Source organism: Paraburkholderia sp. EG287B (assembly GCF_040965595.1).
In the GTDB taxonomy this organism is placed as follows: domain Bacteria; phylum Pseudomonadota; class Gammaproteobacteria; order Burkholderiales; family Burkholderiaceae; genus Paraburkholderia.
In genome coordinates this window covers 510,973-531,627 of the sequence record NZ_JBFRCG010000001.1, presented here as the reverse complement: position 1 = coordinate 531,627, position 20,655 = coordinate 510,973, and the positions used below count along the sequence as shown (strand labels likewise).

17 protein-coding genes and 2 tRNA genes are annotated in these 20,655 nt (G+C 63.9%); 16 read left to right on the top strand and 3 right to left on the bottom strand.

Annotated elements, in window-relative coordinates; translation table 11 throughout:
• Window positions 1-15 precede the first annotated feature (15 nt).
• The 12 genes from AB4Y40_RS02345 to AB4Y40_RS02290 all read left to right on the top strand — a co-directional run bounded on the left by AB4Y40_RS02345 (window position 16) and on the right by AB4Y40_RS02290 (window position 12,319).
• A complete protein-coding gene (locus tag AB4Y40_RS02345) occupies window positions 16-2,265 on the top strand; it encodes a bifunctional (p)ppGpp synthetase/guanosine-3',5'-bis(diphosphate) 3'-pyrophosphohydrolase (RefSeq protein WP_368686279.1) in 2,250 nt (749 codons plus the stop codon).
• A gap of 87 nt (window positions 2,266-2,352) precedes the next feature.
• Window positions 2,353-2,429, top strand: a tRNA-Val gene (locus tag AB4Y40_RS02340).
• Between the two features lie 289 nt (window positions 2,430-2,718).
• Window positions 2,719-4,626 (top strand): threonine--tRNA ligase, encoded by a 1,908-nt coding sequence (gene thrS / locus AB4Y40_RS02335; RefSeq protein WP_368686278.1) that lies wholly within the window; start codon window positions 2,719-2,721, stop codon window positions 4,624-4,626.
• A gap of 50 nt (window positions 4,627-4,676) precedes the next feature.
• Complete coding sequence (gene infC / locus AB4Y40_RS02330) at window positions 4,677-5,198, top strand: translation initiation factor IF-3 (protein WP_342923698.1); 522 nt, start codon at window positions 4,677-4,679, stop codon at window positions 5,196-5,198.
• 292 nt (window positions 5,199-5,490) lie between these two features.
• Entirely contained in the window at window positions 5,491-5,688 is a 198-nt protein-coding gene (rpmI, locus tag AB4Y40_RS02325; RefSeq protein ID WP_004191477.1) for a 50S ribosomal protein L35, read from the top strand.
• 30 nt (window positions 5,689-5,718) lie between these two features.
• Window positions 5,719-6,078, top strand: a complete 360-nt coding sequence (gene rplT / locus AB4Y40_RS02320; RefSeq protein WP_004192938.1) for a 50S ribosomal protein L20 — start codon at window positions 5,719-5,721, stop codon at window positions 6,076-6,078.
• A 223-nt stretch (window positions 6,079-6,301) separates the two neighbouring features.
• A complete protein-coding gene (pheS, locus tag AB4Y40_RS02315) occupies window positions 6,302-7,315 on the top strand; it encodes a phenylalanine--tRNA ligase subunit alpha (RefSeq protein WP_368686277.1) in 1,014 nt (337 codons plus the stop codon).
• A gap of 108 nt (window positions 7,316-7,423) precedes the next feature.
• Complete coding sequence (gene pheT / locus AB4Y40_RS02310; RefSeq protein WP_368686276.1) at window positions 7,424-9,880, top strand: phenylalanine--tRNA ligase subunit beta; 2,457 nt, start codon at window positions 7,424-7,426, stop codon at window positions 9,878-9,880.
• Window positions 9,881-9,971: 91 nt separating this feature from the next.
• Entirely contained in the window at window positions 9,972-10,382 is a 411-nt protein-coding gene (locus AB4Y40_RS02305) for an integration host factor subunit alpha (RefSeq protein WP_028204248.1), read from the top strand.
• Between the two features lie 169 nt (window positions 10,383-10,551).
• Window positions 10,552-10,950 (top strand): MerR family transcriptional regulator, encoded by a 399-nt coding sequence (locus AB4Y40_RS02300; protein ID WP_368686275.1) that lies wholly within the window; start codon window positions 10,552-10,554, stop codon window positions 10,948-10,950.
• A gap of 93 nt (window positions 10,951-11,043) precedes the next feature.
• Window positions 11,044-11,120, top strand: a tRNA-Pro gene (locus AB4Y40_RS02295).
• 260 nt (window positions 11,121-11,380) lie between these two features.
• The gene (locus tag AB4Y40_RS02290) at window positions 11,381-12,319 is read left to right on the top strand and encodes a DMT family transporter (RefSeq protein WP_368686274.1); all 939 of its coding nucleotides are present in this window, start codon (window positions 11,381-11,383) and stop codon (window positions 12,317-12,319) included.
• A gap of 138 nt (window positions 12,320-12,457) precedes the next feature.
• Here the strand turns inward: AB4Y40_RS02290 and AB4Y40_RS02285 are convergent, their stop codons facing one another.
• Complete coding sequence (locus AB4Y40_RS02285; protein ID WP_368686273.1) at window positions 12,458-13,861, bottom strand: MFS transporter; 1,404 nt, start codon at window positions 13,859-13,861, stop codon at window positions 12,458-12,460.
• A 638-nt stretch (window positions 13,862-14,499) separates the two neighbouring features.
• Here AB4Y40_RS02285 and AB4Y40_RS02280 point away from each other — a divergent pair.
• The 3 genes from AB4Y40_RS02280 (at window position 14,500) to AB4Y40_RS02270 (ending at window position 16,543) form a co-directional block, all read left to right on the top strand.
• On the top strand, window positions 14,500-15,069 hold the full coding sequence (locus tag AB4Y40_RS02280; RefSeq protein WP_368686272.1) for an acyloxyacyl hydrolase: 570 nt from the start codon (window positions 14,500-14,502) through the stop codon (window positions 15,067-15,069).
• Between the two features lie 107 nt (window positions 15,070-15,176).
• On the top strand, window positions 15,177-15,497 hold the full coding sequence (locus tag AB4Y40_RS02275; protein WP_368686271.1) for a DUF190 domain-containing protein: 321 nt from the start codon (window positions 15,177-15,179) through the stop codon (window positions 15,495-15,497).
• Between the two features lie 185 nt (window positions 15,498-15,682).
• Window positions 15,683-16,543 carry a 3-hydroxybutyryl-CoA dehydrogenase gene (locus tag AB4Y40_RS02270; protein WP_368686270.1) on the top strand — a complete coding sequence of 287 codons (861 nt, stop codon included), beginning with the start codon at window positions 15,683-15,685 and terminating at the stop codon, window positions 16,541-16,543.
• 16 nt (window positions 16,544-16,559) lie between these two features.
• On the opposite strand, the gene AB4Y40_RS02265 is transcribed toward AB4Y40_RS02270, so the two are convergent.
• Window positions 16,560-17,660, bottom strand: coding sequence for an aldose epimerase family protein (locus AB4Y40_RS02265; RefSeq protein ID WP_368686269.1), 1,101 nt, complete (start codon window positions 17,658-17,660; stop codon window positions 16,560-16,562).
• A 58-nt stretch (window positions 17,661-17,718) separates the two neighbouring features.
• Entirely contained in the window at window positions 17,719-18,930 is a 1,212-nt protein-coding gene (locus AB4Y40_RS02260; protein WP_069268209.1) for a DNA-binding transcriptional regulator, read from the bottom strand.
• 310 nt (window positions 18,931-19,240) lie between these two features.
• Between AB4Y40_RS02260 and xylA the strand changes: the two genes are divergently transcribed.
• Window positions 19,241-20,563 (top strand): xylose isomerase, encoded by a 1,323-nt coding sequence (gene xylA, locus AB4Y40_RS02255; RefSeq protein WP_368686268.1) that lies wholly within the window; start codon window positions 19,241-19,243, stop codon window positions 20,561-20,563.
• Window positions 20,564-20,655 lie beyond the last annotated feature (92 nt).

Below are 20,655 nucleotides of genomic sequence, written 5' to 3'. Positions count from 1 at the left end.
GGCGGGCATCGCCTCATGAGTAGCGACACCGTTCCTCCCGCCCCCGCCGTTTCCGCCGATACCGGCGCGCTGCCGTCGCTCGACGACGCGCTTGCGTTCGTGCGCGAGCACGCCGGCGACGCACGTCTTTCCACGGGCGAGCCGCTCATCGAACATGCGCAGGGCACGGCATTCATCATGAGCCGGCTCAACGTCGATCCGCCTGCGGTGCTCGCCGCGGCGCTCTTCAATCTCGCGCCGCATCTCGACGATCCGGAAAACGCGCTCGAAGCGCGCTTCGGCGCGGAAGTCGCGAAGCTCGTGTTCGACGTGCGCAAGCTGTTGCGGCTCGGCACCGTGAGCCTGCGCGCCGCGCAGCATGCCGTGCCCGAAGCGGGCCGGGAAAGTCGCGACGCCCAGGCGGCGCGGCGCGCGCAGGTCGAGTCGCTGCGCAAGATGCTGCTGGCGTTCGCGCAGGACATCCGCGTCGTGCTGATCCGGCTCGCGTCGCGTCTGCAGTCGCTGCGCTTTTATGCGGCGGCGAAGATCAAGCCGGCGCCCGGGATCGCGCACGAGACGCTCGAAATCTACGCGCCGCTCGCCAACCGGCTCGGCATCTGGCAACTGAAGTGGGAGCTCGAAGACCTCGCGTTCCGCTTCCAGGAGCCCGACACCTACAAGCGCATCGCGAAGCTGCTCGACGAAAAGCGCGTGGAGCGCGAGAGCTACGTGTCCGAGGCGATCGCGCGGCTGCAGAGCGAGCTTGCGGCGGCGCATATCCAGGCCGAGGTCAGCGGGCGGCCCAAGCACATCTACAGCATCTGGAAGAAGATGCGCGGCAAGGAGATCGACTTCTCCGAGCTCTACGACGTGCGCGCGTTCCGCGTGATCGTGCCCGACATCAAGGATTGCTACACGGTGCTCGGCATCGTGCACAACCTCTGGCAGCCGGTGCCGAGGGAATTCGACGACTATATTTCGCGGCCCAAGCCCAATGGTTATCGGTCGCTGCACACGGTCGTGATCGGCGACGACGGCCGCGCGTTCGAAGTGCAGATCCGCACGCAGGAGATGCATCAGTTTGCCGAATACGGCGTGGCCGCGCACTGGCGCTACAAGGAAGCCGGGGCGAAGGGCTATGGCGGCCAGTTCAGCGCGAGCAGCAGCTACGACGAGAAGATCGCGTGGCTGCGCCAGCTGCTCGCCTGGAAGGACGATGTGTCGGATGGGCGCCAGCCGTGGGAGCAGCTGCGCCAGGCCACGCTCGACGACGACCACATCTACGTCCTCACGCCCCAGGCGCGCGTGATCGCGCTGCCGCAGGGCGCAACGCCGCTCGACTTCGCCTATCACCTGCACAGCGAACTGGGCCATCGTTGCCGCGGCGCGCGCGTGGACGGCGCGATGGTGCCGCTCAACACCCAGCTGCGCAACGGCCAGACGGTCGAGATCGTCTCGGTGAAAGAGGGCGGCCCGTCGCGCGACTGGCTCAATCCGCAGCTCGGTTATCTGCACAGCCCGCGTGCGCGTCAGAAGGTCCGCGCGTGGTTCAACGCGATCGAGGCGCAGGAGAACATCGCTAACGGCCGCGCGATGGTGGAAAAGACGCTGCAGCGCGAGGGCCGCACGTCGGTCAGTCTCGACCAGCTCGCGGCCAAGCTGGGCTTCAAGTCGCCCGACGACCTCTTCAGCGTGGTCGGCAAGGAAGAGTTCAGCCTGCGCAACGTCGAGCATGCGCTGCACGACGCGCCCACGGCCGAGCCCGAAGAGGAGACGCCCGAGCAGCTCACCAAACGCGCGAGCGGCGCGAACGTCGCGCATGGCGGGTCGTCGGGCGTGCTGGTGGTGGGCGTCGACGCGCTTCTTACGCAGCTCGCGCGCTGTTGCCGGCCCGCGCCGCCCGACGTGATCAGTGGTTTCGTCACGCGCGGCAAGGGCATGTCGATCCATCGCAGCGACTGCCCGACCTTCCGGCGCATGGCCAACCGCGCGCCCGAGCGCGTGCTGCACACCACGTGGTCGGCCGACGTCATGGGCGGGCGCGGCCAGTCGGTCTACCCGGTCGACATCTCGATCGAGGCCACCGACCGCCAGGGTTTGCTGCGCGACATCTCCGAAGTGTTCGCGCGCGAGAAGATGAACGTGATCGGCGTGAAGACCCAGTCGCGCCGCAATGCGGCGTATATGCAGTTCACGGTGGAAGTGTCGAATTCGGCGCAGATCCAGCGCGCCTGCGTGCTGCTCGGCGAGGTGGGCGGGGTGCAGCGGGCGTCGCGCAGGGGCTGAAGCGGCCAGACGGGGCAGCCAAAGATTGCCGCGCTGCAAAAAAATGCTTGCCAAGTCTGTGGCCACTTCATATAATCTCTCTTCTTCAGGCTCGTAGCTCAGCTGGTTAGAGCACCACCTTGACATGGTGGGGGTCGTTGGTTCGAGTCCAATCGAGCCTACCAACGAAATCGAGATCCTGGCTTCGCCGGGGCTCAAGGCAGTAAATGCACACAGCGCGCTGCGCCTGCAAAGGAAGCGCCATAAGGCGAATACGGTTATGACACCGCGAACGTTTACCGAAACTACTTCGGAGCGACGCTAGTCGAGGACCTCTTTCGCCTCTGTAGGCAGGTTTGAAAAGTGAATGCGGCCCCTCGAAAGCGGGGCCGCATTTTTTTTCGCTGTGAAGTTTTCCGCAGTCTGTTCCCACGAACAATACGATGTGCCTGCCTGGCACTTCTGGAGAAAAACATGGTTGCGATACGTCTGCCCGACGGTTCGGTTCGACAGTACGATCATCCCGTCACGGTCGCCGAAGTGGCGGCTTCGATTGGCCCCGGCCTCGCCAAGGCGGCGCTCGGCGGCAAGCTCGACGGCGAACTGGTCGATACGTCGACGCTGATCGATCACGACGCATCGCTCGCCATCGTCACGGACAAGGACGCCGACGGCCTCGACATCATTCGTCACTCGACGGCGCACTTGCTCGCCTATGCGGTGAAAGAGCTGTACCCGGAAGCGCAGGTCACGATCGGGCCGGTCATCGACAACGGTTTCTACTACGACTTCGCCTACAACCGTCCCTTCACGCCCGAAGATCTCGAGAAGATCGAAAAGCGCATGCTGGAACTCTCGAAGAAAGACGAGCCGGTGTCGCGCCGCGTCGTCACGCGCGGCGAAGCCGTGGACTACTTCAAGAGCATCGGCGAGAAGTACAAGGCCGAGATCATCGAATCGATTCCGGGCGCCGAGGAAATCAAGCTGTACTCGCACGGCGGCTTCACGGACCTGTGCCGCGGCCCGCACGTGCCGTCCACGGGCAAGCTCAAGGTCTTCAAGCTCATGAAGGTCGCGGGCGCCTACTGGCGCGGCGATTCGAAGAACGAGCAGCTGCAGCGCATCTACGGCACGGCCTGGACGAAGAAGGAAGACCAGGACCAGTACCTCCACATGCTTGAAGAGGCCGAAAAGCGCGATCACCGCAAGCTCGGCAAGCAGCTCGACCTGTTCCACATGCAGGACGAGTCGCCGGGTATGGTGTTCTGGCACCCGAAGGGCTGGACGCTCTGGCAGCAGGTCGAGCAGTACATGCGCGGCCGCCTGCGCCTGGCCGGCTACGACGAAATCAAGACGCCGATGATCATGGACCGCTCGCTCTGGGAAGCGTCGGGTCACTGGCAGAACTATCGTGAAAACATGTTCACGACGGAGTCGGAAAAGCGCGACTACGCGATCAAGCCGATGAACTGCCCGGGCCACGTCCAGGTGTTCAACCACGGCCTGCGCTCGTATCGCGATCTGCCCCTGCGTTTCGCGGAGTTCGGCTCGTGCCACCGCAACGAGGCGTCGGGCGCGCTGCACGGCCTCATGCGCGTGCGCGGCTTCGTCCAGGACGATGCGCACATCTTCTGTACGGAAGACCAGATCATCAGCGAGTCGATCGCCTTCAACACGCTGGCGATGAGCATCTACAAGGATTTCGGGTTCGATCACATCGACATCAAGCTCTCGCTGCGTCCGGATTCGCGCGCGGGGACGGATGAGACGTGGGATCGCGCCGAGCAGGGCCTGCGCGAGGCGCTCACGGCCTGCGGCCTGCAGTGGGAAGAGCTGCCGGGCGAGGGCGCGTTCTACGGTCCGAAGGTCGAGTACCACATCAAGGACGCGCTGGGCCGTTCGTGGCAGTGCGGCACGCTGCAGCTCGACATGGTCCTGCCGGAGCGCCTTGGCGCCGAGTACGTGGCCGAGGACAACAGCCGCCGCCGCCCGATCATGCTGCACCGGGCCATCCTCGGTTCGATGGAGCGTTTCCTCGGAATTCTGATCGAGCACCATGCCGGCGCAATGCCGCCGTGGCTCGCTCCGGTGCAGGCCGTTGTGATGAATATCGCGGAAAGTCAGGCCGAATATGCCGCGAATCTGGTCCAATCGTTGCAAAAACAAGGGCTTAGAGTGGCGGCCGATTTGCGCAACGAGAAAATTAGCTATAAAATACGCGAGCACACGCTTGAGAAGGTCCCGTACCTGCTTGTCGTCGGCGACAAGGAGCGTGAAGCACAAACGGTAGCCGTGCGTGCCCGTGGCGGCGTCGATCTGGGTGTCATGCCCGTCGATGCCTTTACAGCGCGTCTTGCGGAAGACATCAAGACGTTCAGGTAAGCCACTGCGGCAGCGCGGCTCGTTTTTTTAATTTTTAGAGGAAACGTAACATCGCTACGGATAAGTCGCATCGCATCAACGGTGAAATCACTGCACCCGAGGTGCGTCTCGTCGGAATCGAGAACGAGCCGCTCGGCATCGTAAAGCTGGCCGATGCGTTCCGCATGTCGGAACAGCAGGACGTCGATCTGGTTGAAATTGCTCCGCAGGCCGTGCCTCCCGTGTGCCGCCTGATGGATTACGGCAAGTTCAAGTACCAGGAATCGAAGAAGCAGCACGAGGCCAAGCTCAAGCAGAAGGTCATCCAGGTCAAGGAAGTCAAATTCCGCCCGGGTACCGACGATGGCGATTACAACGTCAAGCTGCGTAATCTCATGCGCTTCCTTGACGATGGCGACAAGACGAAGATCACGTTGCGTTTCCGGGGCCGCGAAATGGCCCACCAGGAAATCGGCATGCGCATGCTCGAACGCCTGCGCACCGACCTCGAAGAAGTCGGTCAGGTCGAGCAGATGCCGAAGATGGAAGGGCGCCAGATGATCATGGTGCTCTCTCCGAAGAAGAAGAAGTAATTGGCGCGCCGCGCGGTTCGACCTGCGCGGCGGTCAACATGCAGTTTTCAATGACGTCTTCGGCGCCGTGGTGCGCAGAAGGCGGCAAGCAGGTTCCGGAACGGCGCCCGCGCGCTGCACGTGAAGTGCGGCAAACGGGCGTTTTTCCTGGAAGCGGCGGCGAGCTTGTTTTAAAAAGCCAGCCAGTCGCCAAAACAAGTGGAGTGGGTTTCGAAGGGCGGAGTCCCGGCAAGGTGTGCGAACACCGCGCCAACCGCACACCCATGTCCATCAAATAATGGAGTTGTCTGTCATGCCGAAGATGAAGACCAAGAAGAGCGCTGCAAAGCGCTTCGTGGTTCGTCCGGGCGGTACCGTCAAGCGCGGTCAAGCCTTCAAGCGTCACATCCTGACCAAGAAGACCACCAAGAACAAGCGTCATCTGCGTGGTGCAACGGCCGTTCATGATTCCGATCTGAACTCCGTGCGCGCAATGCTGCCGTTCGCGTAATCCTCAACCGATAACTCATAGGAGCGAAACATGCCTCGAGTCAAACGTGGGGTTACCGCACGGGCCCGCCACAAGAAGATCATCAACCTGGCCAAGGGTTACCGCGGCCGTCGCAATAACGTCTATCGCATCGCCAAGCAGGCGGTCATGCGCGCAGGCCAGTACGCCTATCGCGATCGCCGCAACAAGAAGCGTGTGTTCCGCGCACTGTGGATCACGCGTATCAACGCGGCGGTGCGTCAGCACGACATGACCTACAGCGTGTTCATCAACGGCCTGAAGAAGGCTTCGATCGAACTCGACCGCAAGGTTCTGGCTGACATGGCTGTGTTCGACAAGGCTGCATTTGCTGCGATCGTCAAGCAGGTGAAGGCCGCCGTCGCTGCCTGATAGCAGGTATTGCGCAGGTTCGTTGCAGCAGACATTCCGGTAGTCTCGGTGATGCTGCAACAAAAACGGGGCTCCTCACCGAGCCCCGTTTTTGTTGGTAATTACGCTTCTTGCGCCGCTTCATGGAGTGTCTTCGCACCGTCATTGCCAGGCGTCATCATGGCGTGCCGTGAGCGCGGAGAGGCTCCAAGTCTCAAACTCTGACGCTGAAAAGATGGGATCAATGGATCTGGACCAGATTGTCGCCGACGCGCAAAGCGCGTTCGCTTGCGCCCCCGACGTCAACACGCTTGAAAACGAAAAGGCCCGCTTTCTCGGCAAGTCCGGCGCGCTGACCGAACTGCTCAAGGGTCTCGGCAAGCTCGACGCGGAAACGCGCAAGACCGAAGGCGCACGCATCAACGCCGTCAAGCAGCAAGTGGAAGCTGCGCTCACCGCGCGCCGCCAGGCGCTCGCGGACGCGCTCCTGAACCAGCGTCTCGCCGCCGAGGCGATCGACGTCACGCTGCCGGGCCGCGGCACGGGCACGGGCAGCCTGCACCCCGTGATGCAGACGTGGGAACGCGTCGAGCGCATTTTCGGCTCGATCGGCTTCGACGTGGCCGACGGTCCCGAGATCGAAACCGACTGGTACAACTTCACCTCGCTCAACAGCCCGGAAAACCATCCGGCGCGCTCCATGCAGGACACGTTCTACGTGGACGGCAAGGACGCCGATGGCCGTCAGCTTTTGTTGCGCACGCACACGAGTCCGATGCAGGTGCGCTACGCGCGCACGCACACGCCGCCCATCAAGGTGATCGTGCCGGGCCGCACCTATCGCGTGGACAGCGACGCCACGCATTCGCCGATGTTCAACCAGGTCGAAGGCCTGTGGATCGAAGAGAACATCAGCTTCGCAGACCTGAAGGGTGTCTACACCGACTTCCTCAAGAAGTTCTTCGAGCGCGACGATATCAAGGTGCGCTTCCGTCCGTCGTACTTCCCGTTCACGGAGCCGTCGGCCGAAATCGACATGATGTTCGAGCAAGGCAAGAACGCCGGCAAGTGGCTCGAGATTTCGGGCTCGGGCCAGGTGCATCCGACCGTGATCCGCAACATGGGCCTCGACCCGGAGCGCTACATCGGCTTTGCGTTCGGCAGCGGCCTCGAACGCCTGACGATGCTGCGCTATGGCGTGCAGGACCTGCGCCTGTTCTTCGAAGGCGATCTGCGCTTTTTGCGTCAGTTCGCCTGAGCGAAGCGACGCATTCGCTTGCAGTGCGCGAGGCGGACGCAGCACCTGGAGAAGGTGCGCGAGCACCCGCCTACGCGACGGTCACAATCTGTCTGGAACGTAAACCAAATGCTATTCCCCGAATCCTGGCTGAGAAGCTTTGTCGATCCGAAGCTCACGACCGATGAACTGGCCCACGCGCTCACCATGGCCGGCCTCGAAGTCGAAGGCCTGAGCCCGGCGGCGCCCCCCACCACGAAAATTGTCGTAGGGCGCGTGCTCGAAGTCGTGAAGCACCCGGACGCGGACAAGCTCAACGTCACGCAGGTCGATGCCGGCACCGGCGCGACGCTGCAGATCGTCTGCGGCGCGCCCAACGTCGCGCCCGGCATCAAGGTGCCCGTGGCGCTCGTGGGCGCCGAACTGCCGCCCGCCGAAGAAGGCGGCAAGCCTTTCGCGATCAAGCTCTCGAAGCTGCGTGGCGTGGAAAGCCAGGGCATGCTGTGCTCGGCGCGCGAACTGAAGCTCTCGGAAGACCACAGCGGCCTGATGATCCTGCCGGAAGATACGCCGATCGGTCAGGATATCCGCGAAGCGCTCAATCTCGACGACACCGTCTTCGAAGTCAAGCTCACGCCGAACAAGGCCGATTGCCTCTCGGTGTACGGCATCGCGCGCGAAACCGCTGCGATCACCGGCGCGCCGCTGCAGGCGCCCGTGTATCCGAAGGTCGAAGTGAAGCTCGATGAAAAGCTGCCCGTGAAGATCTCGGCGCCGGACCTATGCGGCCGCTTCTCGGGCCGCGTGATCCGCGGCGTGAACGCGCACGCGAAGACGCCGATGTGGATGGTCGAGCGCCTCGAGCGTTCGGGCCAGCGCAGCATCTCGGCACTCGTCGATATCTCGAACTACGTGATGCTCGAACTCGGCCGCCCGTCGCACGTGTTCGATCTCGACAAGATCCACGGCTCGATGGACGTGCGCTGGGGCAAGAAGGGCGAAACGCTCAAGCTGCTCAACGGCAACACCGTCGAAGTCGATGAAACTGTGGGCGTGATCGCCGACGAGCGCGAGATCGAAAGCCTCGCGGGGATCATGGGCGGCGACAGCACGGCCGTCACGCTCGACACCACCAACATCTATCTCGAAGCTGCATTCTGGTGGCCGGACAGCATCCGTGGCCGCTCGCGCCGCTACAACTTCTCGACCGATGCGGGCCATCGCTTCGAGCGCGGCGTTGACTGGTCGACGACGGTCGAGCACATCGAGCGCATCACGCAGCTGATCCTCGATATCTGCGGCGGCGCTGCCGGCCCGGTCGACGATCAAACCGTGAACGTACCCACGCGCGAAGCGGTGAAGATGCGTGTGGCGCGCGCGAACCGCATCATCGGCGTGAAGATCGGCGCCGACGAGATCGCGCAGATTTTCACGCGCCTCGGTCTCACGTTCACGCGTAGCGTTGACGATGCGGGCGACGAGAGCTTCAGCGTCACGCCGCCGCCGTACCGCTTCGACATCGAGATCGAAGAAGACCTGATCGAAGAAGTTGCGCGGATCTACGGCGTCGAAAAGATTCCGGCGTTGCCGCCGGTGGCGCGCAGCGAAATGCGTGCGACCCACGAAACGCGCCGCTCGATCCACGCGATTCGCCACGCGCTCGCCGCGCGCGACTACGCCGAGACGATCAACTTCAGCTTCGTCGATGCCGAGTGGGAGCAGGACTTCGCCGGCAACGCGAATCCCGTGAAGCTGCTGAATCCGATCGCGAGCCAGCTCTCGGTCATGCGCACGACGCTGTTCGGCAGCCTCATCAACGTGCTGCGCCACAACCTCAACCGCCGCGCCGACCGCGTGCGCGTGTTCGAGGCGGGCCGCGTGTTCCTGCACGATCCGTCGATCAAGGCGAGCGAGATGACGGTGGAAGGCTTCGCACAACCGAAGATGATCGGCGCGCTCGCCTACGGTCCCGCGCTCGAAGAGCAGTGGGGCGCGCAGACGCGCGGCGTGGACTTCTTCGACGTGAAGGGCGATCTCGAAGCGTTGTTCGCATCGCTCGGCGCCGCGAAGACGCCGCGTTTCGTGAAGGCGGAACACCCCGCGCTACACCCGGGACGTAGCGCGCGCATCGAAGTCGATGGCCGTGCCGTGGGCTGGATTGGCGAGCTGCATCCGCGCTGGATGCAGAAGTACGACCTGCCGCACGCACCGATGCTCTTCGAAGTCGAGGCCGACGCACTGATGGCGCGCGAACTGCCGACGCCTGGCGAAGTCTCGAAATTCCCGCCGGTCCGCCGTGACATCGCTCTTGTTGTCGATCAAAGGATCGAGGTGCAAGCGTTGCTCGACGAGTTCCAGAAGGGTATGCAAGACGAGCCTTGCCGGATTGTGCAGAGGGTTGCGCTATTCGATGAATTTCGTGCAAAATCAAATACTTCCGGACTTGGCGCGGACGAGAAAAGCCTTGCCTTCCGGGTGACCCTGCAAGATACTGGCGGAACCCTTCAGGACGAGACGGTCGATACGGCCATCAAGTCCCTGGTGGATCGCCTGGCTCGAGTGTATGGCGCCCGGTTGCGCGGATAAGCTCCTCGGCTCTTCACGTACCGACATCGGCTTCCGGTTTGCGAGGTAGCAAGTGAACCCCGCAACCGGCAGCGCGCCATTGCATAGATAGATGAACGAAATGAACTCGAGTGATTTCGAAGCCCTTCTTGCGGCACAGCGTAGCGCCATGATTCGCGACATTCCTGCCTCGTCGGCAAGCGCCACGAACGACACGCCCACGCTGACGAAAGCCGAACTCGCTGAGCTGCTGTTCGACAACGTCGGTCTCAACAAGCGCGAAGCGAAAGACATGGTCGAAGCCTTCTTCGAAGTGATTCGCGACGCGCTTGAAAGCGGCGACAGCGTGAAGCTGTCGGGCTTCGGCAATTTTCAGTTGCGCGACAAGCCGCAACGACCCGGCCGCAACCCGAAGACGGGCGAGGCGATACCCATCGCGGCGCGTCGCGTGGTGACGTTCCATGCGAGCCAGAAGTTGAAGGCGCTCGTGGAGAGCGGCGCCGAGGCGAGCTTCCCGCGTTGATGCGTTGAGGTTGTTTGCCCGCGCTGGTATGCCCGCGCTGGTATGCCCGCGCCGGTATGCCCGCGCCGGTGGCTATATGGCGGGCGTGAACGTATAAGTAGAAATAGCAGACTTCAAGGACCCAGGCGGCGACGCCTCATTGCGCAACCACCACGACGGCAACCCGGCGATGACATCGACAAGCGAAAAGGTCGTCTTGCCTCCCATCCCCGCCAAGCGCTACTTCACCATTGGCGAGGTGAGCGAATTGTGCGGCGTGAAGCCTCACGTACTGCGGTATTGGGAGCAGGAGTTCACGCAGTTGAAGCCGGTGAAGCGGCGCGGCAATCGTCGCTATTACCAGCATCACGAAGTATTGCTGATCCGTCGCATTCGCGAACTGCTCTACGAGCAGGGGTTCACGATCAACGGCGCGCGCAACCGGCTCGACTCGCACGGGGCGGCGGCCGACGAAGCCGGGCAGTCCGAAGCAGCAGGGGCGCCGGTTGCCGAAGGCACGACCGCCCTCGTGGACGTCGATCAGTTGCGCAAGGAATTGCTGCATGTGCTCGATCTGCTTGGGCGCTGAAACACCTCGCTGAACGCATGCATGTGAGTCGTTCACGAATTACGTGCGAAGCGGTTCTAATTAGAGAAACTCTCTGTTATACTTTCTAGCTCTCGGGGCGTAGCGCAGCCTGGTAGCGTACCTGCATGGGGTGCAGGTGGTCGGAGGTTCAAATCCTCTCGCCCCGACCAGAATAGAGCCCGCGTAATCAAAAGATTACGCGGGCTTTCTCTTTTGTGCGCCGCAAAGCAAATACATAGCAAGCACAAGAAAGCGCAGGAAGCGTAGAACGAGACCGCAAGATCCGGCTGTTAATTTTTCTCACATATCGGTGAGAATCCTTCGTTATACGGCGCGTGCCGCTCGCCTTACGATACGCATACCTTCGCGCCGGTGATTCGTGCAATCGCGCGCCCGCGCGCAAACCCGTGCTCATTCAGCGCCACTTCACATGAACCCGATCGAACTCGCGCAACTGGTCATCCTCGCCGCCCTGTGGGGCGGGTCATTTCTGTTCATCCGCGTCGGCGTGACCGACTTCGGCGTCGCGCCCCTGATGGCGCTGCGTGTCGGCATCGGCGCGCTGTTCCTGCTGCTCGTGCTGTTTTCGCGGCGCCCCGCACGCGAAGCGCTCGGCACGCTGCGCGAACGTGCGTGGCCGCTTTTCATCGTCGGCATCCTCAATTCGGCCGCACCGTTCTGTCTGTTCGCATGGGCCGAGCTCACGCTCTCCGCGGGTGTCACGTCCGTGATCAACGCGACCACGCCGCTGTGGGGCGCGGTCGTCGCGTATGTCTGGCTCAAGGATCGTCTGAGCGGGCTACGGGTGGTCGGGCTCGCGATCGGCTTCGCCGGTGTGCTCGCGCTGGTGTGGGATCAGGTCGTGACGCACGCCGGCGACGGCGCGTCATCCACCAGCGCTGCGCTCGCCGCCCTCGCGGCGCTCGTTGCAGCGGCGCTGTACGGCGTTGCCGCGAGCTACACGAAGCGCCATCTCACGGGCGTCGATCCGCTCACGGTCGCTGCCGGGACGATGACGGGCGCGACGCTCGTGCTCGCGCCGTTCGCCGTGGCAACCTGGCCGGCTACGCCCATCTCGCTGCATGCGTGGGGCGCGGTGCTCTGCCTTGGCGTGGCGTGCACGGGCATCGCGTATCTGTTGTTCTTCCGCCTGATCGCGGCGGTGGGCCCGGCGCGCGCGATCACGGTGACGTTCGTGATCCCGATCTTCGGCATTCTGTGGGGCGCGCTCTTTCTCGGCGAACGCGTGTCGATGGGCATGGTCGAGGCGTGCGCGGCGATTCTCGTGGGCACCGCGCTCGCCACCGGTTTCGTGAAGCGCTTGCCGGGCTTCACCGCGCGCCGCAGCCGGGCAGGCGCGGAACGTTAGCAGGGTAGCGCCCGCACGGCGCGCTCGAAGCGGGTGCTGCGAGCGCGATGCGGGCGAACCGCCACGCACTGCGTTGCGAGCTGCCTCAACGAAATCGCGCGGCGCCCACCGTCGCGCGATTTGCACTCCGAAGCTCGCTCAAACCGCCGCGCGCGGCACGGCTTTCACTTCCTTCTCCCGATTGCTGCGGCCACCGCGCCCGATCGGCAACGTCGCGACGATCACCGCCCCCAGCACGAGCAACACCGCGGAATAGATGAGCCCCGCGGCATAGCTGTGCGTCGCATCCTTGAGCCACCCCACCACGAGTGGATTCGCCGCCGAACTGATATTGCCGATCGCATTGATCACCGCGATACCCACCGCGCGCGCCTGCGGCGTGAACGCCTGATCGGGCGTGGTCCAGAAGATCGACATCGCCGTGTACGACCCCGCCGATGCGAGGCACACGCCGAGCAGCTGCACGAGCGGCGCGCCGCCTTGCGCAGTCAGCACGCAGCCGAGCCCGGAGAGCAGCATGGGCGCGGCAAGGTGCCATTTGCGTTCCTGACGCCGGTCCGAGCGGCGCCCCCACACGATCATCGCGACGATGGTGACGATCTGCGGAATCGTCGCGACGAGGCCCACGGTAACGTTGCTGGCCCCAGCGCTGAAGCCCTTCACGATCAGCGGTGCCCACACGGCGACCATCGCGAGCGTATTGACGAGGCAGAAGTACGCTGCCGCGAAGCGCAGGACCACCGGCGAGCGCAGTTGCTGCCAGAGGCTGCGCTCGCTCGCGGCGTGGGTCGTGGGCGCAGCGAGGGTATCGGCCGGCTCGGCGAGCGCGGCTTCGAGCGTGCGTTTTTCTTGCGCGCTGAGCCAGCGCGCGGCGCGCGGCGTGTCGTCCAGATAGAAGAACGCCACGCAGCCGAGCAGTGCGGCCGGCATGCCTTCGAGCACGAAGAGCCATTGCCAGCCCGCGAGTCCCGCATGGCCGTCGAGCTTGAGGATGAAGCCCGAGACCGCCGAGCCGAGCGCGGCCGTCACGGGCATCGCGATCATGAAGAGGGCGTTGGCCCGGGCGCGCCACGCGCTCGGGAACCAGCAGGTGAGATAGAGCAGCATGCCGGGCAGGAAGCCCGCCTCGGTCACGCCAACCAGCATGCGCAGCCAGTAGAGCGTGGTGGCGTTGGTGGCGAACATCGTCGCGGTGGAGGCGAGGCCCCACGCAATCATGATGAAGCTGATCCAGCGGCGCGCACCGACGCGCGCGAGCATGAGATTACCGGGAATGCCGCACGCGATATAGGCAACGTAGAAGAGGGTGGTGGCGAAGCCGAACTGCGTGCTCGACAGGCCGAGGTCCTTCATCATCGTCAGGCCCGCGAAGCCGATGTTGATGCGGTCGAGGAACGACACGACGAACAGCAGGAACAGGAAGCCGAGCAAATGGCGCGATACCTTGCGCGTGACTTGTTCGGTGGCGGCTGCGCAGTTCGACTGCGCCTGCGCGGACGTTTGCGGCACGCGCGAAGCATGCCCTTGCGGGATTGGGCTCATGTGTCTCCTCCTAAGCACCGGGACGTGAGCGTGGCAAGGGTTATGACGTTGTTGTTTGCCGCGGATCACAATTCACGCGGATTATGCGAGGGGCCCGCGCGCTGTCTGTCCTCAATTTGGGTACAGCTGCGCAGCGCATTCCGCGATGTTCGGGAATACCCGGGTCCAGATGTCACGCCGGCTTTACGCTGAGGATTATCGGGATGGGCAGCTGACCGGAAAATCGCTAATCACAAACGCGAATACCCGGTAAATCGACGGGCGGTAATTGAGACGGATTCGTTAACAAGGTGATTTCCATATTTTGTAAATCCTTCCGTAAATAATCGTTCAGCACCATTTACCCGACTCGATAATCGAAACTGAAAGCTGCCAGTCAGTCTTTATCAAGCCGCAGGCCCTGCACGGGCACGGTCTGTTGGCACGCGAGCGAGCGTGCCCGATTTTTCGACGCTAAACTTCGCTCTCATATGTGCGCCAGTCATTAGTGAATATTGGAGCGTGATGGTATTTGTTCTATCCAGATGACAAGCGCGTAGCGCATTTTGTATGGCATTTGCGCTGGTACCGAATCCGCGCAAACCGTGGGAGTGCCCGATGCATGGCGTCATGCTGAATCGAGCGAATCGGGGAAATATATGAGAGTAAGAAGATTCGTCTGGCGCGCTCATGCAGTGCGTGGGGCGCTCGCCGCGCTTTGCGCCTTCGGCGCGGCTGGCGCGCAGGCGGACAACACGTTCGGCGTGCAACTCGGCGCGGGCGTAGCGGACCACGACGTGAAAAAGCTCGATCTCGGCCTCGTGTGGGATCCGGGCCTGCAGTGGTGGCATCTCGGCGGCTATCACTTCACGCTGGTTGGCGAGGCGCATGTCGCCTACTGGAAGCTGAACGCGCCGGATGCCGTCTACTCGCATATCTGGGAATACGGCGTGACGCCCGTTTTTCGCTTCATCAAGGACAGCGGCTGGTTCAAGCCGTTCATCGAGGCGGGCGTGGGCTTTCACTTTCTCTCGCATGTCCGGCAGACGCCCGATCGCGCGACGTCGACGTCGTTCCAGTTCGTGGACATGATCGGCGTCGGCGCGCAGTTCGGCGAGCACGGCAACTACCAGGCCGGGTTCCGCTTCCAGCATTTGTCGAACGCGGATATCAAGGAGCCGAATCCGGGTACGAACTTCAGTCAGATCTACTTCCAGTACAACTTCTAGGGCGCCAGCGGGCATGCCGGCGCGTATCAGGGCGCGTGCTAGACTTTTTTCATGCCGCCTGTCGCGCGGCGCTTGATGACGCTATTTCCGGCTGCATGGAGGTGCCCGTGCCCGCAGGCAGTCAACTCACGCTCTACACGAGCCGCAAGCACAAGAAGGGCCACAAGTCCGCGGTCGCGTGGATCATCGACGCCGCGCGTGCGCAGGGCGTCTTCGGCATCACCGTGCTGGAAGGCTACGAAGGCCTCGACGCCCACGGAAAGATGCACGCCGCCCACTTCTTCGATCTGGCCGACGAGCCCGCCGTGGTGCTGATCGTCGCCGACGAGCCCTCCATCGATGCGCTCCTCGTCACACTCGAAACGGGCGGCGTCGAGCTCTTCTATACGCGCACGCCAATCGAGTACGGCCGGCTTGGCGGCGCCTGAGCGCCGAGCCCTTCAGGTCGCCGCGCAGGCGCTTTGCCGCAGATTCCCCCGTCACGCGAGTGCCAGTCGATTCGCGCAACCCGTTACACTGTGGGTATTGGTGCGGTGCACCACGGGTTGCGCCGCACGACCGGCATTTTCCATAGCGACACGCCGGGGTCGCAGACAAGGAGTGAGGACGAGGCATGGCAATCGAATCGGTAGGGATCGTGGGCGCAGGCACGATGGGCAACGGCATCGCCCAGGCGGTGGCAGTGGCGGGGCTCAAGGCGGTGATGATCGACGTCACCGACGCGGCGCTCGCCAAGGGTGTCGCCGCGCTCACCCATAGCCTCGAGCGGCTCGTCTCGAAGGGCAAGCTCGAAGCCGGCGCGCGCGACGCCGCGCTCGCACGCATCGAAACGACCACCGACTACCAGCGCCTCGCGAGCGTCGATCTCGTGATCGAAGCCGCAACCGAGAACGCCGAGCTCAAGACGCGCATTCTCAAGCAGATCGAAGCCGCGGCCCGCCCCGACGCGATCGTCGCGTCGAACACCTCGTCGATCTCGATCACGGCGCTCGCCACCACGCTCGCCGACCCGTCGCGCTTCATCGGCATGCACTTCTTCAACCCGGTGCCGATGATGCCGCTCGTCGAGGTGATCCGCGGCCTGCAGACGCGCCCGGAGGTGGCCGAGTCGGTACGCGAAATGGCGCTGCGCCTCGAGAAGACGCCGATCGCCGTGAAAAACGCGCCGGGCTTCGTGGTGAACCGCATTCTGGTGCCGATGATCAACGAAGCGTTTTTCGTGCTCGCGGAGGGCATTGCGAGCGCAGAGGAAATCGACGCCGGCATGAAGCTCGGCGCCAATCATCCGATCGGCCCGCTCGCGCTGGCGGACCTGATCGGACTCGACGTGTGTCTCTCGGTGATGGATGTGTTCCTGAAGGACTTCGGCGACTCGAAGTATCGTGCGTGCCCGCTGCTGCGCGAGATGGTCGCGGCGGGCCAGCTCGGCCGCAAGACCGGCCGCGGCGTGTATCAGTACGACAAGGTGTCGTAAGGCCTGGCGCCCGGCATCAGGCGAGCACGCTCACGCGGTATTGCGTGACCTGCCGATAGGTCTTGCCGGGCTGCAGCACCACCTCTTCGCAGGCGGGCGCTTCCATGTTGATCTGGTTCGGGAAGCCGCCCGCTTCGAGGCACAGCCCCGCATAGCGCGCGCAGGTCGCGCCGCGGCGTCCCGGCTGTCCCTCCAGATAATTTCCCGTATAGAGCTGCAGACCGCGCTGGTCGGTCGCGACGGCAAGCTCGCGTCCGCTGCCCGGCTCGTAGACGCGCGCCACCGGCCGCACGGGCCAGCGACCCGGCGCGGCGTGCAGCGTGCCCGCCGTGCTCTCGGGCGCGCGCAGCACGTAGCAGTGGTCGAAACCGCGTGCGCGCTTGAGTTGCGCGTGCGGCCAGTCGAGCCGAGCACCGAGCGGCGCGCCATGGCGGAAGTCGAAGGCACTGCCCGAGACGTCGGCGATGCGCACGGGAATCAACTGCGGATCGACTTCGAGGAAGGCGTCCGCGTCGATCGTCAGCACGTGGCCGCGAATGTCCGGGCTCGCCTCGCCGGACAGGTTGAAGTAGCCGTGGCTCGTGAGATTCAGCGGCGTAGGCGCGTCGGTCACCCCCTCGTATTCGAGCGTCAGCGTGCCGTCGTCGTCGAGCGTATAGCGCACCTGCACGCTCACGTTGCCCGGAAAGCCGCCGTCGCCTTCGGGCGAGTCGAGCCGCAGCACCAGCGAGCCCCGATCCTCTTCCACCTGCCACATCTGCCGATGAAAACCGTTCGCGCCGCCGTGCAGCAGATTGCCGTTCTCGTTGCGATCGAGCGGATAGTCGATGCCGTCCAGCGTGAAATGCGCACCGGCGATGCGGTTGGCCCAGCGCCCGACCAGGCCGCCCATGTACGTGGTGGCGGCGAGATAGTCCGCGGGCGTGTCGTGGCCGAGCATGATGTCCGCGAGGCGGCCGGCGCGATCGGGCGCGAGCCATGAGACGAGCGTCGCGCCGAGGTCGCTGACTGTCACCTTCATGCCCTGCGCGTTGCGCAGCGTGTAGAGCCGCACGGCGTCGCCGCCGGGCAGGGCACCCCACGGTTCGGAAGTCAGATGGGCAGCAAGAGTGTTCATGAGGTGAAGGGAACGTATGAAGAAAGCGTGATTGTCCGGGGTGGCCGAAGCCGCTTCATCAGGTGGACAGGCGCGGGCCCGAAGCGTTCGCGACACTGTCCTGATATTCGCGCGGCGTGCATCCCAGTTCGCGCCGGAAGACGGCATACATGTACTGCAGCGACGTGAATCCGCAGCGGATCGCCACCTCCGCACTCGAGGCGTCGCGGCTCGCGAGCATCGCCTTGGCGGCGTCGAGCTTGTGGCGCAGGATTTCCTGGTGGACCGTGCACTGCAGTTCGCGCCGGAAGTAGTCTTCCAGCGACGAGCGCGATACGCCCACGTAGTCGGCCACCTGCTCGGTCTTGATGCCTTGGCAGGCGTACTGGCGAATGAAATGGCGTGCGCGCATGACATGCGGACTCGACAGCGGTTCGTGGCGGGTCGATTCGAGCACGTTGATGCCGACGGGCGGAACCAGAATGCGTTGACCCGGAAAACGTGCGCCGCGCAGCATCTGGTGCAGCAGGTGGGCGGCGGTCTTGCCCATTTCCTCCGTGCCCTGGATGACCGACGAGAGCGGAATGCGCGTGAGCGTGCGGGTGAGCGGATCGTTGTCGATGCCGATGATCGCCACCTGCTCGGGCACGGCAATGCCGTGAATCAGACACGCCTGCAGCAAATGCCGCGCCCGTGCGTCGGTCACGGCGATCACGCCCACGGGCTTGGGCAGGCTGTGCAGCCAGACGCTCAACTGCTCGATGGCCTGGTTCCAGGCGCTGGCGCTGGTGGCCTGGCCCCGGTAGATCGGCGCCTGTACGCCTTCTTCGCGGGCGAGCGCCTGGAACGCCAGTTCGCGCTCCTGGGCCCAGCGGTTTTCCTGCGCGACAGGCAGGCTGTACATCGCGAGATTCGGCAGGCCCGCGCCGATCAGGTGCGTCCACGCGAGCGAGACCAGTTTGCGGTTGTCGGTCGCGATATAGGGCACGTCGGCCGGGTACTGGGCCGCGTCTTCGAATGACGAGCCCACGGCAACCACCGGCAGCGGGCAGCCGCGCAGGGCGTCGGCCACGTCGGGGTCGTCGAAGTCGGCGATGATGCCGTCCCCGTCGAAGCGCTCGATGCCCGCGAGGCGGCAGCGGAAGTCCTCCTCGAGAAAGAGGTCCCACGCGACGCGCGTGGAGCGCAGATAGTGGCCAATCCCCGCAATGATCTCGCGGTCGTACACCTTATTCGCGTTGAACAGCAGCGCGATGCGGTGGGGCGTCTGGGAAGCGGGGGCACGGGTCATGTCGTGTCGGCGGCTGGTCGCCCGGCGTGCAGCGCCGGCGGAAAACCGCCATGTCTCCAGTTCGGGGGCGGTGCGCGTCAAGGTGCACCGCGCTACGATGTCTCTGGCGCCTGCGGCGCGTCGTTTTAAGCGTCCGGTTATTTTAGGCCCACATTCGGGTTCGCGGGCACACCGGCCGCGTCCGTCGGCAGGAAACGTTAAGGGTCTCACGCAATTTCGCAATTGCCGCGCTTTGCGCGTCGCGGGCAGTATGGCGTCACACAGAGGGATGCACGCTGCGCCGCTGCGCTGCAACAACATTGGAGACATCATGTCGTATTTCGAACATATCCCCGCCATTCGATACGAAGGCCCGCAGTCGGACAACCCGCTTGCGTACCATCACTACGACCGTACCAAAAAGGTGCTCGGCAAGACGCTCGAAGAGCATCTGCGCATCGCCGTGTGCTACTGGCATTCGTTCGTCTGGCCCGGCAACGATATCTTCGGGCAGGGCGCGTTTCACCGCCCGTGGCAGCAGCCCGGCGACGCCATGGAGCGCGCGCACCAGAAGGCCGACGCGGCGTTCGAGTTTTTCTCGAAGCTAGGCACCCCCTATTACACGTTCCACGACACCGATGTCGCTCCGGAAGGCAAGGACCTGAAGGACTACACGGAAAACTTCAAGCGCATGGTCGATTACCTCGGCGAGCGCCAGCAGGCGAGCGGTGTGAAGCTGCTCTGGGGCACCGCCAACCTGTTTTCGAATCCGCGCTACGCCGGCGGCGCCGCCACCAACCCCAACCCCGAAGTCTTCGCCTACGCGGCCACGCAGGTTTGTCATGCGCTCGACGCGACGCGCAAGCTGGGCGGCGAGAACTACGTGCTGTGGGGCGGGCGCGAAGGCTATGACACGCTGCTCAATACCGACCTCAAGCGCGAGCGCGAGCAGTTCGCACGCTTCCTTTCGATGGTGGTCGAGCACAAGCACCGCATCGGCTTCACCGGCACGCTGCTGATCGAGCCGAAGCCGCAGGAGCCGACCAAGCACCAGTACGACTACGACGTTGCGACGGTGCACGGCTTCCTCACGCAATACGGGCTGCAAAACGAAATCCGCGTGAATATCGAGGCGAATCACGCGACGCTCGCGGGCCACTCGTTCCATCACGAAATCGCCACGGCGTTCGCGCTGGGCGTGTTCGGCAGCGTCGACGCGAATCGCGGCGACCCGCAAAACGGCTGGGATACGGACCAGTTCCCGAACAGCGTCGAAGAACTGACGCTCGCGTTCTACGAGATCCTGCGCCACGGCGGCTTCAGCACGGGCGGCATGAACTTCGATGCGAAGGTGCGCCGCGCGAGCAGCGATCCGGAAGACATGTTCTATGGCCACGTGGGCGCGATCGACGTGCTCGCGCTGGCGCTCGAGCGCGGTGCGGCGCTCGTCGAGAACGACCGGCTCGAGCAGTTCCGCAGTCAGCGTTACGCGGGCTGGGACAGCGAGTTTGGCCGCAAGATTCTCGCGGGGGGCTATTCGCTCTCGTCGCTCGCCGCCGACGCACTCTCGCACGGCATGAATCCGCAGCACGCGAGCGGCCAGCAGGAGCGACTCGAGAATGTCGTGAACCAGGCCGTCTACGGCCAGCGCTAGCGGTGCCACGGCGCGCGCGAAAAAACATTAGCGCGCGCCGTCAAATTCGCAATTGCGCCGTTTGCCGTTGAAGGCAAACTGACGAAAAAAAT